Below are 14,172 nucleotides of genomic sequence, written 5' to 3' on the forward strand. Positions count from 1 at the left end.
CTCGGCGTCCTGGCCGAGAGGGAGCTCCTGAGCGGTGTACCCGGGCCCGAGGACCTGGTCCTCGGTGGGTTCCGGCGCGGTCGTCAGGCGACGTCCTCCGTCTGGGTCGCTGCACGCAGAAGGTTCTCGACCTCATGGCGGCGGTACCGACGGTGCCCGCCCAGCGTGCGGATGGAGGAGAGCTTGCCGGCCTGCGCCCAGCGGGTGACGGTCTTCGGATCGACACGGAAGAGCTTCGCGACCTCGGCAGGGGTCAACAGGACATCGAGATCGGTGCGCTGGTGGTCGTCGTGAGTGGCCATGGCGAGTTCCTCCCGGCGGGGGTGAGACGGGTGTCGATGGACGCGGACGGATTCGAGATGCCCGGAGATCAACGAGCGCCAAGGCAACCGTCGTTGAGTTCTGCGACGGTCGTCGGCGACCTCCTGACACATGTCCACCATACCACCCCTCATCGGACATGGGGGCCGAAAGTACCGGTTGCCCTGCATTGACGCACCGGCAGGGCCGATCTGACACCTGTCCACCAAGCGCGAGGAGCGCTCCCATCCCGTCGACCATCCAGTAACTCTGAATCTCAAACTGAATGTGTCGACGGTGAACGCCCACGTCAGACGGGTGCTTCCGTCGAATCCCCCGATTCGGTCATCCGGTGCGAAGAGGGACTCGGTGAGGCGGCCCTCCCCTGTGAGACGCGCGGTGTGATACGGGCGACGATTCGGGTTCTCCCGCTCGGGAGATGTACCCTGGGGCACCGAGCAGACACAGCCAGACGCGGGCGCGCCCGCCCGGACATCCGACACACAGGGGGTCGCATCCATGGGACGAGGGCGTCAGAAGGCCAAGCAGATCAAGGTGGCGCGCGACCTCAAGTACTACAGCCCGCCCACAGACCTGTCGGCCCTCCAGCGCGAGCTGCAGTCCAAGTCCGCCCACGACGACACCGAGGACACCGCCGCCGACTGGGCGGCGGACTGGGACGGGGACCACGACTGGGACGACGAGGACGACTCCTCCTCCTCGCGGCGCCGCCGCTGACGGCTCAGCTCACCACCCGGGGTGCATCCCGGTGAGCAGGACCTCCCCGCCGTCCACGCCCTTCGCACCGTGGACCAGCACATCGGTGTCGTTCGTCGGCCGCGCGACCTCACGCTGCACCTCACCGATCACGCGCACCTGCTGACCGCGCGCCTGCAGCGCCCGCTGCACCGCGTCGGCACCGTCGGCGGAGACGACCGCGACCATGCCGACGCCCATGTTCAGGGTGGTCTCCAGGTCCGTCAGGGGCACCCGGCCCCACTCCCCCATCAGGCGGAACACCGCTGAGGGTTCCCAAGTGCCGCGGTCCACGCGGGCTCCCAGGCTGGCGGGGATCACACGGGCGAGATTCGCGGCGAGACCGCCACCGGTGACATGGCTGAGGGCGTGCACGTGCTCACCCTCGGGGCCGTCGAGCACCGCGAGCAGATCCCCCGTGTAGATGCGGGTGGGTTCGAGCGCCTCCTGCCCGAGGGTGCGGCCGAACTCGGGGATGTCGGCATCCCAGCGGAGTCCCTGCGCGGCGACGACCGCCCGCACCAGCGAATACCCGTTGGAGTGCAGACCGCTGGAGGCGAGCCCCAGCAGCACGTCGCCCTCGCGCACCCGCTCGGGGCCGAGCAGCCGGTCGGCGTCGACGACACCCACGGCGGCGCCCGCCACGTCGTACTCCTCGGGGCCCATCAGGCCGGGATGCTCCGCGGTCTCCCCGCCCACCAGGGCGCAGCCCGCGAGGGAGCAGCCCTCGGCGATGCCGCGCACGATATCGGCGATGCGCTCGGGCACCACGCGACCGCAGGCGATGTAGTCGGTCATCGCCAGCGGACGGGCGCCGACCACCACGATGTCGTCGACGACCATGCCCACCAGGTCCTGGCCGATGGTGTCGTGCACGTCCATGGCCTGGGCTACGGCGATCTTGGTGCCGACACCGTCGGTGCTGGAGGCCAGCAGCGGGCGGCGGTACTCCTTGAGAGCGGAGACGTCGAGCAGCCCGGCGAAGGCACCGACACCGCCGAGCACCTCCGGGCCGTGGGTGGCGGAGACCGCGGCCTTCATCAACTCCACGGCGCGGTCACCAGCCTGGGTGTCGACCCCGGCCGCGGCGTAGGTGAGGGGCTGGTCGGTCATGCGGTCTGCTCCTGGGAGGTGCGCTGCTCCAGCACGGACTTGCCGCGCAGGCTCGGGTCGGGCAGCTCCACCGGGTACTCGCCGGTGAAGCAGGCGGTGCACAGGTCGGCGCGGTCCTGGCCGGTGGCGGCGATCATGCCCTCCTGGGAGATGTACCCCAGGGAGTCGGCGCCGATGGACCGGGCGATCTCTTCGACGTCCAGGCCGTTGGCGATCAGCTCGGCGCGGCTGGCGAAGTCGATGCCGTAGTAGCAGGGCCACTGCACCGGCGGCGAGGAGATCCGCACGTGCACCTCGGCGGCACCGGCTTCGCGCAGCATCCGCACCACGGCCCGCTGGGTGTTGCCGCGCACGATGGAATCGTCGATCACCACCAGGCGCTTGCCCTCGATGACCTCGCGCAGCGGGTTGAGCTTCAACCGGATGCCGAGCTGGCGGATGGTCTGGCTGGGCTGGATGAAGGTGCGGCCCACGTAGGCGTTCTTCACCATGCCCTGGCCGTAGGGGATGCCGGAGGCCTGGGCGTAGCCGATCGCCGCGGGCGTGCCGGACTCGGGGGTGGGGATCACCAGGTCGGCCTCGACGGGATGCTCCTGCGCCAGGCGGCGGCCCATCTCAATCCGGGCCTCGTTCACACTTCGACCGGAGATGCGGGTGTCCGGGCGGGCCAGGTACACGTACTCGAACACGCAGCCCTTCGGGCGGGGCTCCAGCACCTGCTCGCAGCGCAGGCCCTGCTCGTCGATGACGACCAGCTCACCGGGGCGCACCTCCCGCACGAAGCTCGCCCCGCAGATATCCAGGGCGGCGGTCTCGGAGGCCACCACCCAGCCGCGTTCCAGGCGGCCGAGCACCAGCGGACGGATGCCCTGGGGGTCGCGGGCGGCGTACAGGGCGCGCTCGTCCATCACCGTGAAGCAGTAGGCCCCCCGCAGCAGCGGCATGACCTCCTTCAGCGCCCGGTCCAGCGGCCCCTCGGTGTCGAGCAGGGCGGTCACCAGTACGGTGTCGGTGGTGTTGCCGCGGCGCAGCTCACCCTGGCGGGTGTGGCGACCGCCGGTGCGCTCGTCCAGCAGCGCCAGCAGCTCCGCGGTGTTGACGAGGTTGCCGTTGTGGGCGAGGGCCACGGTGCCCTCGGGCCGGGGGCCGAGGGTCGGCTGGGCGTTGGACCAGACGGAGCCGCCGGTGGTCGAGTAACGGGCGTGACCGATGGCGATGTGCCCCTGGAGCGTCTCCAGCGAGGTCTCGTCGAAGACCTGCGAGACGAGCCCCATGTCCTTGTACACGAGGATCTGCTGGCCGTCGCTGGTGGCGATCCCGGCCGATTCCTGGCCGCGGTGCTGCAGCGCGTACAGCCCGTAGTAGGTCAGCTTCGCGACGTCCTCACCGGGAGCGAACACCCCGAAGACACCGCAGGCGTCCTGGGGGCCCTTCTCCCCGGGCAGGAGGTCGTGGGAGAGGGTTCCGTCACCGCGTGCCACGTGGTCATTCTGCCACAGTGCGGTGCTCCCGCTGCATCACCCGTCGGCGCTCCCGCAGGGCGTCGACCAGCGCGATCACCGCGGCGAGCGGCACCCCGACCAGGAAGGCGGCGGTGACGGCGAAGTACACCACGCCCCCCACCGCGGTGACACCCGCCAGCAGCGCCACCACCGCCCCGCCGAGGGCGCTCACCAGCAGGGCGATGATCACCGCACCCCCGAGGCTGAGGCGGCGCCCGCGGCGCACGTACACGGTTGCAGGTGGGGTCGAGGGGGTGTCGTTCACAGCTCTCCTGCCTCCCGGACGGCGGCCCGGATGCGGTCGATGTCGAGGGGTTCCCCGGCACTCAGATGCACGTCCTCCACCCCGGTGGTGCGCACCAGCGTCGCCAGGTGGTCGGCACGCACCCCACCACCGGCCATGATCTCCACCAGCCCCTCCCCCGCGGCGACCATCCGGCGCAGATCCGCGGCGCCGTCGAGGGCTCGGACGGCGCCACCGGAGCTGAGCACCCGGTGGGCGCCCAGGTGCAGAGCCTGCCGCACCGCCTCCTCGCGGGCGGCGGCATCCGGCAGGGCATCGACGCATCGGTGCAGGGTCAGGTCGATGCCGCGCAGGTGCTGCGCCGCGGCGGTGAGGGCGGCATCGCGGACCTGTTCCAGCAGGGGAAGGTCCAACCGGGTGTCGCCGTCGGTGAGGGCGCCGATCACCACGCCGTCGGCCCCGGCCGCGACGGACTCGGCGGCCTGCCGGGCCATCAGCGCGGGCTCACCACCCCAAGAGTCCTCGGGGCGGATGAGCACGTGCAGGCTCGCGTGGGCGCGTGCCTCCTGGACGTCACGCAGGGCGCGCAGCCGATGGGCGCAGCGCTCCACCAGTTCGACCGGCGGGGTGAGGCCGTCGCGGCGCAGGTCCACGGACAGTTCCATGCGGTCGGCCCCGGCGCGGGCCGCGGCCTCCAGGCCCGCGACGTCCTGCACCGCGATCTCCACGCGCACGCTCATGCCCGAGCCTCCGCGGCAGTGCGGCGGGCACCGGGCAGCGGCAGCAGCGGGGAGAGATCGCTTCTCTCCCCGCTGGCACGCAGCGCACCGGAACGGCGCGCCTGGTCCCAGTCGAGGTCTCCGACGGCGAGCGCCAGCCAGGTCAGCGGATCGGTCTCCACCACGGCGGGCGGGGTGCCGCGGGTGTGGGAGACACCCGCGAGGATCTGCACCGCGCCGTAGGGCGGGACGCGCACCTCGACGGCGCGGCCGGGGTTCTCCGCCTCCAAGAGCGCGAGGGTGTGGCGCACGGCGGCCCCGAGCACAGTGCGACGCTCGGGGCGCTCGGGCTCCCCCTCCCGCGCCCAGCGGGCGAGGGCGGCGCGTCCGGCCTCCGGGTCGGTGCGACGAGCCGGCACCTCAGCGGCTCTCCGGCAGGAGGTCGTGCACGGTGATGGTGTCGGCTCGGTCGGGGCCGACACCGACGGCGCTGATGCGGCAGCCGGCGAGCTCTTCCAGCCGCTCCACGTAGCGGCGGGCGTTCGTCGGGAGATCCTCGAGGCGGCGGGCACCGGAGATGTCCTCGGACCAGCCGGGGAGGGTCTCGTACACGGGCACGGCGTGGTGGAACTCGGTCTGCGTCATCGGCATGGTGTCGTGGCGGACGCCGTCGACGTCATAGCCCACGCAGATGGGCAGCTCGGGGATGCCGGTGAGGACGTCGAGCTTGGTGAGCACCAGGTCGGTGAAGCCGTTGATGCGTACCGCGTGGCGGATCATGAGGGAGTCGTACCAGCCACAGCGGCGGGGACGCCCGGTGTTCACGCCGACCTCGTGGCCGACGCGCTGCAGATGCTCGCCCCACTCGTCCTCCAGCTCGGTGGGGAACGGGCCGGCGCCGACGCGGGTGGTGTAGGCCTTGACGATGCCGATGCTGCGGTCGATCCGGGTGGGGCCGATGCCGGAGCCGGTGCAGGCACCACCCGCCGTCGGGTTGGAGCTGGTCACGAAGGGATAGGTGCCGTGGTCGACATCGAGGAACGTCGCCTGGCCGCCCTCCATCAGCACCACCTCGCCGCGGTCCAGCGCGTCGTTCAGCAGCAGCGTGGTGTCAACGACGTGCGGCCGCAGCCGCTCGGCATACTGCAGCAGCCCGTCGGTGATCTCATCGATCTCCACGGCCCGCCGGTTGTACAGCTTCACCAGCAGTTCGTTCTTCTGCCGCAGCGCACCCTCGACCTTCTGCCGCAGAATCGAGGCGTCGAAGAGGTCCTGCACACGGATGCCCAGGCGCCCGGCCTTGTCCATGTAGGCGGGGCCGATGCCACGGCCGGTGGTGCCGATGGCGCGCTTGCCGAGGAAGCGCTCGGTCACCTTGTCGAGAGTCTGGTGGTACGGGGCGACCACGTGGGCGTTGGCGCTGATCCGCAGCCGGTCGGTGGCGACACCCCGGGAGGCGAGGGTTTCGATCTCCTCGAACAGCGCGGGCAGGTTCACCACCACACCATTGCCGATCACCGGGGTGACCTGCGGCGAGAGGATGCCGGCCGGCAGCAGTTTCAGCTCGAACTTCTCCCCGCCGACGACGACGGTGTGCCCGGCGTTGTTGCCCCCGTTCGGCTTGACGACGTAGTCGACGCGCTCCCCGAGGAGGTCCGTCGCCTTGCCTTTGCCCTCGTCGCCCCACTGGGCGCCGACGATGACGATGGCGGGCATGGCAGCTCCTCGACTCGGGGGTGTCGGTCAGGTGGGGGCGGCCGCGAGTTTAGTCGAGAAGGGTGGGATCGGCGTCGCGCAGGAACTCGGTGATGCGGTCGGCCTCGGCCTCGTCACCGATCCGCCGGGACGTCTCCCCCAGCATCACCAGCGCCCGCAGGAACCCGCGGTTCGGGGCGTGGGAGGCGGGGATCGGCCCCTGGCCGCGCCATCCGGCGCGCCGCAGGGCGTCGAGTCCGCGGTGGTACCCGGTGCGGGCGTAGGCGTAGGCGGCGACATCCTCCCCGTCGCTGAGGGCGTCCTGCGCGAGCAGCGCCCACACCAGAGAGGAGTCGGGGTGCTCGCGCGCCAGGTCCTCCGGGTCGGCGCCCTCGTCGATCGCGCGCCGCACGGCCATGTCCGGGTGGTCCTCGGGCAGCAGCGTCGGCGGCACACCCAGCAGATTCTGGGCTCGGATCGGCGTCGGATCGTTGGACATGACGGCATCGTATGCGGACCAATCGGTCGCACGCGGGCCTGTCCATCGGGATGATGCAGGGATCACGCCACGCCCCGCCTGATAGAACGGCTGTGTGATCGATTCCCTGGACGGCTCCGAGCTGCTGACCGGCCCCGCAGCCGGTGATCTGCTGCGGTCGGCCGTCGTCGCCGCCGGGGGGACGCTGCACCGCTGGGATCTGGACCACGTCGATCATCGGCCGGGACGCTCCACCACCGCGCTGTACCGCGCCACGGTCTCGTGGCCGCGCATCGACGGGGCCGGCTCGGATCCGCGTCAGGAGCTGTTCGGGGCGAGTGCGCATCTCGGGGAGCCGGAGACACCGCCGCATGCGGAGGATCGCTCGCTGGTGATGACCAACGGGGACATGGATGTGCGGGTGTGGCGCTACCCCCACGACCCGTGGCTGCCGTACCTGTCGCACGTGTGCTTCCCCGACGCCGCGACGGCCACGCTGCAGGGGGTGTTGGGCTCCGTGGTGGGGCCGGTGGCGTCCGTCGAGGTGATCGCCTACCGGCCCGGGCGGCGCGCGGTCCTGCGCGCTGATCTCGCGGGCCGCCGGGTGTACCTCAAGGTGCTGCCACCGGGAGTGAGCGCGGACATGGTGCACCGCCACGCGACACTGCACGCCACCGGGGTGCCGGCACCGACGGTGCTCGGTCACCGCGACGGCCTGGTGGTGTCGGCCGAGCTGCCGGGGATCTCGCTGTCAGAGGCGGTGCAGCATCTCGGTCCGGCGGCCTGCCGCCCCGAGGACCTGGTGGCGGTCCTCGACCGCCTCCCCGCCGTGCTGGTCACGGCTCCGGCGCGGCCACCGTGGTCGGCCTCCGCCGATTTCTACGCCGGGATCGTCGCGCGCAGTGTCCCGGCGCTGGCGCCGCGGGCGCTGACCATCGCCGAGCGGGTCCGGGCGGGGCTGGATGAGGCGGCGTCCCGGGTGGGGTCGGCCGCCCTGGAGGTCGTGCACGGCGATTTCTATGAGGCCCAGGTGATGGTCGCCGACGGGCGCGTCACCGGCCTGTTGGACGTCGACACCGTCGGGCCGGGGCGGCGGGCCGATGACCTCGCCTGCCTGCTCGCGCACCTGTCCGTGCTGGGGCTCGCGGCACCCGGGGCGCGTGAGGCCCTGCGGGCCTGGTGGCCGGTGCTGGCGGCGCGGGTGGACCGGCGGGAGCTGCAGGTGCGCACGGCCGGGGTGGCGCTGTCGCTGGCCACCGGGCCCCATCGTCTGCAGGAGCCCGCCTGGGAGGGCGCCACGGAACGGATCCTCACCGTGGCGGAGCAGTGGCTCGATGCCGCCCAGGGCGGGCCCCTAGCATCGGCGCCATGAGAGCTGTGCTGCAACGGGTGGACGGTGCCTCGGTGGAGGTCGACGGTGAGGTCGTCGGGGTGATCGAGGGTGAGGGGCTGCTAGCGCTCGTCGGCGTCACCCATGAGGACACCGAGGATCACGCCCGCACCCTGGCGCGGCGGATCGCCGAGCTGCGGATCCTCGACGGGGAGCGCTCCGCCCAGGATCTCGACGCCCCGATCCTGGTGGTCTCGCAGTTCACGCTGTACGCCGACACCCGCAAGGGCCGGCGGCCCTCCTGGAACGCCGCCGCTCCGGGGCCCGTGGCCGAACCGCTGGTCGACCTCGTCGTCGCCGAGCTAAGAGCACGGGGCCTGACCGTCGCGACGGGGCGCTTCGGGGCGCAGATGCGGGTGCAGCTGGTGAACAACGGCCCGATGACCATCCTGGTGGAGGCCGTAGGGTGAGGTCATGACCTACACCCTCGTACTGCTCCGCCACGGCGAGAGCGACTGGAACGCGAAGAACCTGTTCACCGGCTGGGTGGACGTCCCCCTCACCGAGAAGGGCCGCGCCGAGGCCGTGGCCGGCGGCGAGCTCATGAAGCAGCAGGGCGTGCTGCCGGACGTCGTCCACACCTCCCTTCTGCGCCGCGCGATCATGACGGCGAACCTGGCGCTCGACGCCGCTGACCGTCACTGGATCCCGGTGCGCCGCGACTGGCGGCTGAACGAGCGCCACTACGGCGCGCTGCAGGGCCTGAACAAGACGGAGATCCGCGAGAAGTACGGCGAGGAGCAGTTCATGGCCTGGCGCCGCTCCTTCGACGTGCCGCCGCCGGACATCGAGCTGGGCAGCGAGTTCAGCCAGGACCAGGACCCCCGCTACGCCGGCCTGGGTGACCAGCTGCCGCGGGCCGAGGCCCTCAAGCAGGTGATCGACCGCTTCCTGCCGTACTGGGAGGAGGGCATCGTGCCGGACCTGCGGGCCGGGCGGACCGTGCTGGTGGCCGCGCACGGCAACTCCCTGCGGGCGATCGTGAAGATGCTCGACGGCATCTCCGACGCCGACATCGCCGGGCTCAACATCCCCACCGGGCAGCCGCTGGTGTACGAGCTCGACGAGGACCTGACGCCGGTCACCGCCGGTGGCCGCTACCTCGATCCGGAGGCGGCGCGGGCCGCGGCGGAGGCCGTCGCGAAGCAGGGCCAGAAGTAACGGACGATTCCGACAACATCGGACACAACGGCGCCCCGGGCCATCCGCCCGGGGCGCCGTTGTGTGCGCGAGGCCACCGCCAGAGGATTGGACAGGGGCTCAAATAGATCGTTACTCACCCAAAGGGAACAGGGTTACCAATCGGACATTTAGCCACGAAGTACACGATCAGGAAGGGTGCCCATGACCTCCTCCACGCCCCAGTCCCTCGGACGTCGCTCGCTCATGCGCGGCGCCGCCTGGGCCGCCCCCACCGCCGCCGTCAGCCTCGCCGCGCCGGCGTTTGCCGGAAGCAGCCCCGTCGTTTGCGACCCGGCGGTGATCGCCGAGATCGATCAGGCGTTCACGGCGGCCGAGACTCTGTACACCTGCGCGGGTCAGCCGGTGAAGCTGCAGATCAACATCTACCAGCCGTACGGCATCGGTGATGGTTACGCCACCGGCGCTTTCGTCGACGTCAAGAACCTGTCTCCGTGTGACATCAACTTCACGGCCGACAACCCCCTGCGCATCGATGTCGACATCCGCAACGCCAACGTCGTGACCACCGGGTCGGAGAACCGCGACATCACGGGTGTGTACACCAGCTGGGGCACTCTGAACGGCACCGGCGAGTCCGAGAACATCGCCGGTCAGCCCGTGGGCAGCAACCAGGGCACCGTGGAGTGGCTCTTCGCGGGTCTCCTGCCGGGCAATGGTCTCGGCGACAACGAGGCCGACCTGTCGGTGCAGTTCGGTGACGGCATCACCGGCCTGCAGCGCTGGCAAAGCTACATGACCATCACGCCGGGCACGGCCTCCGGCGCTCCGATTCTGCGCGAGACCTGGGCGGTGAACGAAGCGTGCGTCGCGTACTACAACCAGAAGCTCACCACCTGGGAGGACCCCTTCGAGTGGTTCGTCTCCGGGCCGAAGGTTGTCTCCAGCCCGGCTGAGGTGGGCCGCCCGTGGCAGTCCGGCCAGACGTTCGACACCCGCAACATCGGCAACTGGTCTTCCGTGACCGGCGATAACAGCACCAACGGCATCTGGTGACGTCCCCGCATCGCTGAGCCTGATGCGCAACGGCCCGCCCCGATTCGGGGGCGGGCCGTTCGCCGTCCGGGCGGTCTCAGCGGCGTCGGCGGGAGCGGGTGCCGAACAGGGAGCGGGTGACCTCGCGGCCGATGGCCGTGCCGGCCGAGCGCAGGAACGACCGCACTGCCGGGTTGTCGAGGAAGCCCTCATTGTCCTTCGTGCTGCGACGGGGACGGGCGGCGGGTTCCGGCACACGCTCGGGCTCGGATACGGGCTCGGGCTGTGAGGCCCGCCGGGTGAGGATCTCGTAGGCGCTCTCCCGGTCCACCACCTGGCCGTAGCGGGCTGCGAGCGGGCTGGCCGCCACGATCCGCTGCATCTGCTCGGCCGGGGCGGGTTCCATCGACGACTCCGGGGCGCGCACCGCGGTGCGGGCCACCGGGGTGGGGGCACCGTCCTCGCTCATCACCGTCACGATCGCCTCACCGGTGCCGAGCGAGGGGATCAGCTCCACCAGGTCGTACGCACTGGTGGGGAAGGTCGAGGCCGTCGCCTTCAACGCCTTCGCATCCTCCGGGGTGTACGCGCGCAGGGCGTGCTGCACCCGGTTGCCCAGCTGCGCCAGCACATCCGCCGGGACATCCTTCGGGGTCTGGGTGATGAAGAAGACGCCCACCCCCTTGGAGCGGATCAGGCGGACGGTCTGCACCACCTGCTCCAGGAACCCCTTCGAGGCGTCCTTGAACAGCAGATGCGCCTCATCGAAGAAGAACACCAGCTTCGGCTTGTCGGCGTCGCCGACCTCCGGCAGATCCTGGTAGAGGTCCGCCAGCAGCCACATCATGAAGGTGGAGAACAGGGCCGGGCGCTGCGCCACCCCCGGCAGCTCCAGGCAGGAGATGATGCCGGTGCCGTCGGGCGCGGTGCGCAGCAGGTCGGCGGTGTCGAAGGCCGGCTCCCCGAAGAACACGTCGGCCCCGGAGGCCTCGAAGGCCGTCAGTTCCCGCAGGATCACCCCGGCGGTGGCGGTGGAGATGCCGCCGATGCCCTTCAGTTCGCTCTTGCCCTCGTCGGAGGTGAGGAACTGGATCAGGGCGCGCAGGTCCTTCAGATCCAGCAGGCCCAGGCCGTGGGAGTCGGCGTAGTGGAAGATCAGCTCCAGCGAGGATTCCTGCGTCTCGTTGAGCTCCAGCACCTTCGACAGCAGCAGCGGCCCGAAGTCGCTCACGGTGGTGCGGATCGGCACCCCGGTGCCCTGCCCGCCCAGGCTGTAGAACTCGGTGACTCCGGCGCGTGCCTGCCACTGCTGGCCGCGGGCGGCCGCACGGGCGGTGAGCTTCTCACTCGGCTCACCGGGCACCGCGATGCCCGAGAGGTCACCCTTCATGTCGGCGACGAACACGGGCGTGCCGGCGGCGGCGATCTGCTCGGCGATCACCTGCAGCGTCTTCGTCTTCCCGGTGCCGGTGGCGCCCGCGATCAGACCGTGGCGGTTCAGCATCGCCAGCGACAGGTTCACCGGCACATCGGCCCGCGGCTCCTCCCCCTCCACGAGCGCCCCCAGGCTGATGCGTCCCCCCTCGAAGGCGTAGGCCTCGCGCACCTTCTGCGCGTCCTGCTCCGTCATCGTTCCTCCTCGCGACGTGGCTGCGCCCATCGTAGGGGCGGGTCCGTAGCATGACCGTATGCACCCTGTGGAGCCGCACCAGGAGCATCGTCCCGACTCCGCGCCCGCCGGCGCCACCCCGCCGCGGGAGGTCCGCGCCGACGGCCCCCTCGGCGCCGCCGCGGTGCGGGTGATGCTCACCGCCCCCTCCCGCACCCGTCTGCTGGAGCTGCTCGGGATCACCGGTGAGGATGCCCGCGAGCTGCCCGCCCTGATGGACGCCGCCGCGGCCGATGACGCCGTGCTGCAGCGGATCACCGAACGGGCGAATGCCCTGCGGGCGAGGGCGGGCCTCGAGACGCCACCGGTCGACCTGCCCGCCGTACAGGAGGAGGACGACACCCTCACCCAGCGGATCGCCCCCGGGGAGGGCCTCATCGCGATCCTCGCGCACCTGGTCTCCACCGACCCCGTGCAGACCTGGCATCGCGCCCGTGGCCTCAGCACCGCCGACTCCTGGCGCACCCTCGCCGACCTCGGGCAGCAGATGCGCGTGCACCGCGCCTCCAGCGGCCGGCTCGGGCTGCACCAGGTGCGGTGGACGGCCCTGAACTGGGCGGGGCGGCTCGTCACCCGCGAGCGGCTGCAGTTCGACCTGCACCGCGTGGAGGACCGGTGGGTGATCGGGGTGCATGTGCCCGCCGAGGGGCCCTTGGAGCCCGCCGCCGTCGACGCTGCCCTCACCTCCATGCGCACCTACGCCGAGACCCACTATGCGGACCTGGGAGTGGGGCGGGAGTTCCGCTGCGACTCCTGGCTGCTGAACCCGCTGCTGATCGAGACCCTCGGCGCCGACAGCAACATCGGGTCGTTCGCCGCGCGGTGGCGGCTGCTGGAATCCCGCCGCGACGACGACAGCGTCGCCTTCTTCGTGTTCGGGGTGCGCCCGCCGTATGACCCCGGTCGCCTGCCACGCCGCACCCGGCTGGAGCGGCTGGTCGCCGAACGGCTGGCCGACGGCCGCGGCTGGGAGAGTTGGATCGGGGAGCTGCGCCTCGACTGAGCGGGTCGTGACACGATGGACGGATGCTGCTCACCGACCATTTCCCACCCGTCCTGCCCGAGATCCTGCGCGGTGAGCTCACCACGCGGTTGCCGATCGACGCCGATGTGGAGGCCGTCGCGCGGCTGATGGAGGAGGACCGGCGGCGCATCGAACCGGGCGCCACCATCGACCGGGAGGGGGTGCGGTCGCGGCTGGTCGGCACCCGCTCGTGGTCGCGCCGCCAGGTCGTGGTGGTCGCCGCGGAGGCTGATGGCAGCCCCCGCGAGGGTGCGGAACCCGTCGGCTGGATGGCGCTGGAGGACCGCGCCGCGGGACGCGTGAACCTGACGTGGGTGCTGCCCGCCTCGCTCCCCCACCGGGCCGAGCTCGCCCGTGCGCTGTTCGCCTGGGCCGATGCTGTCGGCGGGGCCTTCGCCCGCCATCGACAGGTGCCCACCTCGATCATCAACGACGGCCGCGACGCCCGCGACGAGGACCACCGGGCGGTGATGGTCGCCGGCGGATACGAGAAGGTGCGCACCTGGCTGCACATGGAACGGCCTGTCACGCCGCAGGAGGCGACCACCACGCCGCCGCCGCGTGAGGGCGTGCGGGTGAGGCGCGTGCGGCGGCACGAATCCGGGCTGCCGCTCGCGCAGGACGTGCGCTGGGTGCACATCGTGCTGGAGGAGTCCTTCGAGGACCACTTCAACTCCTACCCGGAGTCGTTCAGCGAGTTCGTGACACGGATGAGCGACGCACAGGACGTGCCGTGGGACCACTGGTGGATCGCGGAGGTGCAACAGTCGGATGGCTCGTGGTGGCCCGGCGGTGGGCTGGTGGCGGACGTGATGCCCGCCCGGGACGGCGCCGGGGAGGGCACCTACCTGGAGTACCTGGGTGTGCACCGCACCGCGCGGGGCCGGGGCGTCGCCAAGGCCCTGCTGCGCGCCACGATCCGCGACGCCGCCGAGCGCGGCCGCACCCGCATCGGCCTCGAGGTCGATGACGACTCCCCCACCCGGGCCGATGAGCTGTACCGGTCGATGGGGTGGGAGACGGTGAACGTGTCCGAGTCCTGGCATCGCGAGGTGCCCTCGGTGCCGTCGAACCTGGAGGCGGGGGCCGCCTGAGGAGGCGCCACCT

Annotated in this window: 16 protein-coding genes; 7 read left to right on the forward strand and 9 right to left on the reverse strand. The window is 71.5% G+C overall.

Annotation, left to right across the window (positions count from 1 at the left end):
* Positions 1-83 precede the first annotated feature (83 nt).
* Positions 84-302 carry a BldC family transcriptional regulator gene (locus JSY14_RS04720; protein ID WP_259557599.1) on the reverse strand — a complete coding sequence of 73 codons (219 nt, stop codon included), beginning with the start codon at positions 300-302 and terminating at the stop codon, positions 84-86.
* A gap of 517 nt (positions 303-819) precedes the next feature.
* Here JSY14_RS04720 and JSY14_RS04725 point away from each other — a divergent pair.
* Entirely contained in the window at positions 820-1,038 is a 219-nt protein-coding gene (locus JSY14_RS04725) for a DUF3073 domain-containing protein (protein ID WP_259557600.1), read from the forward strand.
* 9 nt (positions 1,039-1,047) lie between these two features.
* Here the strand turns inward: JSY14_RS04725 and purM are convergent, their stop codons facing one another.
* The 7 genes from purM to JSY14_RS04760 are packed head-to-tail and all read right to left on the reverse strand — an operon-like array spanning position 1,048 to position 6,828.
* Positions 1,048-2,169, reverse strand: a complete 1,122-nt coding sequence (gene purM / locus JSY14_RS04730; RefSeq protein ID WP_259557601.1) for a phosphoribosylformylglycinamidine cyclo-ligase — start codon at positions 2,167-2,169, stop codon at positions 1,048-1,050.
* Positions 2,166-3,650 carry an amidophosphoribosyltransferase gene (gene purF / locus JSY14_RS04735; RefSeq protein WP_259557602.1) on the reverse strand — a complete coding sequence of 495 codons (1,485 nt, stop codon included), beginning with the start codon at positions 3,648-3,650 and terminating at the stop codon, positions 2,166-2,168. The genes purM and purF overlap by 4 nt, the downstream gene beginning before the upstream one ends.
* A gap of 4 nt (positions 3,651-3,654) precedes the next feature.
* Positions 3,655-3,936 carry a hypothetical protein gene (locus tag JSY14_RS04740; RefSeq protein WP_259557603.1) on the reverse strand — a complete coding sequence of 94 codons (282 nt, stop codon included), beginning with the start codon at positions 3,934-3,936 and terminating at the stop codon, positions 3,655-3,657.
* On the reverse strand, positions 3,933-4,655 hold the full coding sequence (locus JSY14_RS04745) for a copper homeostasis protein CutC (protein WP_259557604.1): 723 nt from the start codon (positions 4,653-4,655) through the stop codon (positions 3,933-3,935). The genes JSY14_RS04740 and JSY14_RS04745 overlap by 4 nt, the downstream gene beginning before the upstream one ends.
* Positions 4,652-5,053, reverse strand: a complete 402-nt coding sequence (locus JSY14_RS04750; RefSeq protein ID WP_259557605.1) for a sterol carrier family protein — start codon at positions 5,051-5,053, stop codon at positions 4,652-4,654. Before JSY14_RS04750 ends, JSY14_RS04745 begins: the two co-directional genes overlap by 4 nt.
* Position 5,054: 1 nt before the next feature.
* Entirely contained in the window at positions 5,055-6,350 is a 1,296-nt protein-coding gene (locus JSY14_RS04755) for an adenylosuccinate synthase (protein ID WP_259557606.1), read from the reverse strand.
* A 49-nt stretch (positions 6,351-6,399) separates the two neighbouring features.
* On the reverse strand, positions 6,400-6,828 hold the full coding sequence (locus JSY14_RS04760; protein WP_259557607.1) for a DUF3151 domain-containing protein: 429 nt from the start codon (positions 6,826-6,828) through the stop codon (positions 6,400-6,402).
* Positions 6,829-6,922: 94 nt separating this feature from the next.
* Between JSY14_RS04760 and JSY14_RS04765 the strand changes: the two genes are divergently transcribed.
* The 4 genes from JSY14_RS04765 to JSY14_RS04780 all read left to right on the forward strand — a co-directional run bounded on the left by JSY14_RS04765 (position 6,923) and on the right by JSY14_RS04780 (position 10,393).
* Complete coding sequence (locus JSY14_RS04765) at positions 6,923-8,179, forward strand: phosphotransferase family protein (protein ID WP_259557609.1); 1,257 nt, start codon at positions 6,923-6,925, stop codon at positions 8,177-8,179.
* The gene (gene dtd, locus JSY14_RS04770) at positions 8,176-8,607 is read left to right on the forward strand and encodes a D-aminoacyl-tRNA deacylase (RefSeq protein WP_259557612.1); all 432 of its coding nucleotides are present in this window, start codon (positions 8,176-8,178) and stop codon (positions 8,605-8,607) included. Before JSY14_RS04765 ends, dtd begins: the two co-directional genes overlap by 4 nt.
* A gap of 4 nt (positions 8,608-8,611) precedes the next feature.
* Positions 8,612-9,358 (forward strand): phosphoglyceromutase, encoded by a 747-nt coding sequence (locus JSY14_RS04775; protein ID WP_259557613.1) that lies wholly within the window; start codon positions 8,612-8,614, stop codon positions 9,356-9,358.
* A 183-nt stretch (positions 9,359-9,541) separates the two neighbouring features.
* A complete protein-coding gene (locus tag JSY14_RS04780) occupies positions 9,542-10,393 on the forward strand; it encodes a hypothetical protein (RefSeq protein WP_259557614.1) in 852 nt (283 codons plus the stop codon).
* A 76-nt stretch (positions 10,394-10,469) separates the two neighbouring features.
* On the opposite strand, the gene JSY14_RS04785 is transcribed toward JSY14_RS04780, so the two are convergent.
* The gene (locus JSY14_RS04785) at positions 10,470-12,002 is read right to left on the reverse strand and encodes a DUF853 domain-containing protein (protein WP_259557615.1); all 1,533 of its coding nucleotides are present in this window, start codon (positions 12,000-12,002) and stop codon (positions 10,470-10,472) included.
* A gap of 58 nt (positions 12,003-12,060) precedes the next feature.
* Between JSY14_RS04785 and JSY14_RS04790 the strand changes: the two genes are divergently transcribed.
* Both JSY14_RS04790 and JSY14_RS04795 read left to right on the forward strand, forming a co-directional pair.
* Positions 12,061-13,044 carry an acyltransferase domain-containing protein gene (locus JSY14_RS04790; protein WP_259557616.1) on the forward strand — a complete coding sequence of 328 codons (984 nt, stop codon included), beginning with the start codon at positions 12,061-12,063 and terminating at the stop codon, positions 13,042-13,044.
* A 23-nt stretch (positions 13,045-13,067) separates the two neighbouring features.
* Positions 13,068-14,159, forward strand: a complete 1,092-nt coding sequence (locus JSY14_RS04795) for a GNAT family N-acetyltransferase (protein ID WP_259557617.1) — start codon at positions 13,068-13,070, stop codon at positions 14,157-14,159.
* The last annotated feature ends 13 nt before the right edge of the window (positions 14,160-14,172 follow it).

It is taken from the genome of Brachybacterium sillae (assembly GCF_025028335.1).
GTDB lineage: Bacteria > Actinomycetota > Actinomycetes > Actinomycetales > Dermabacteraceae > Brachybacterium > Brachybacterium sillae.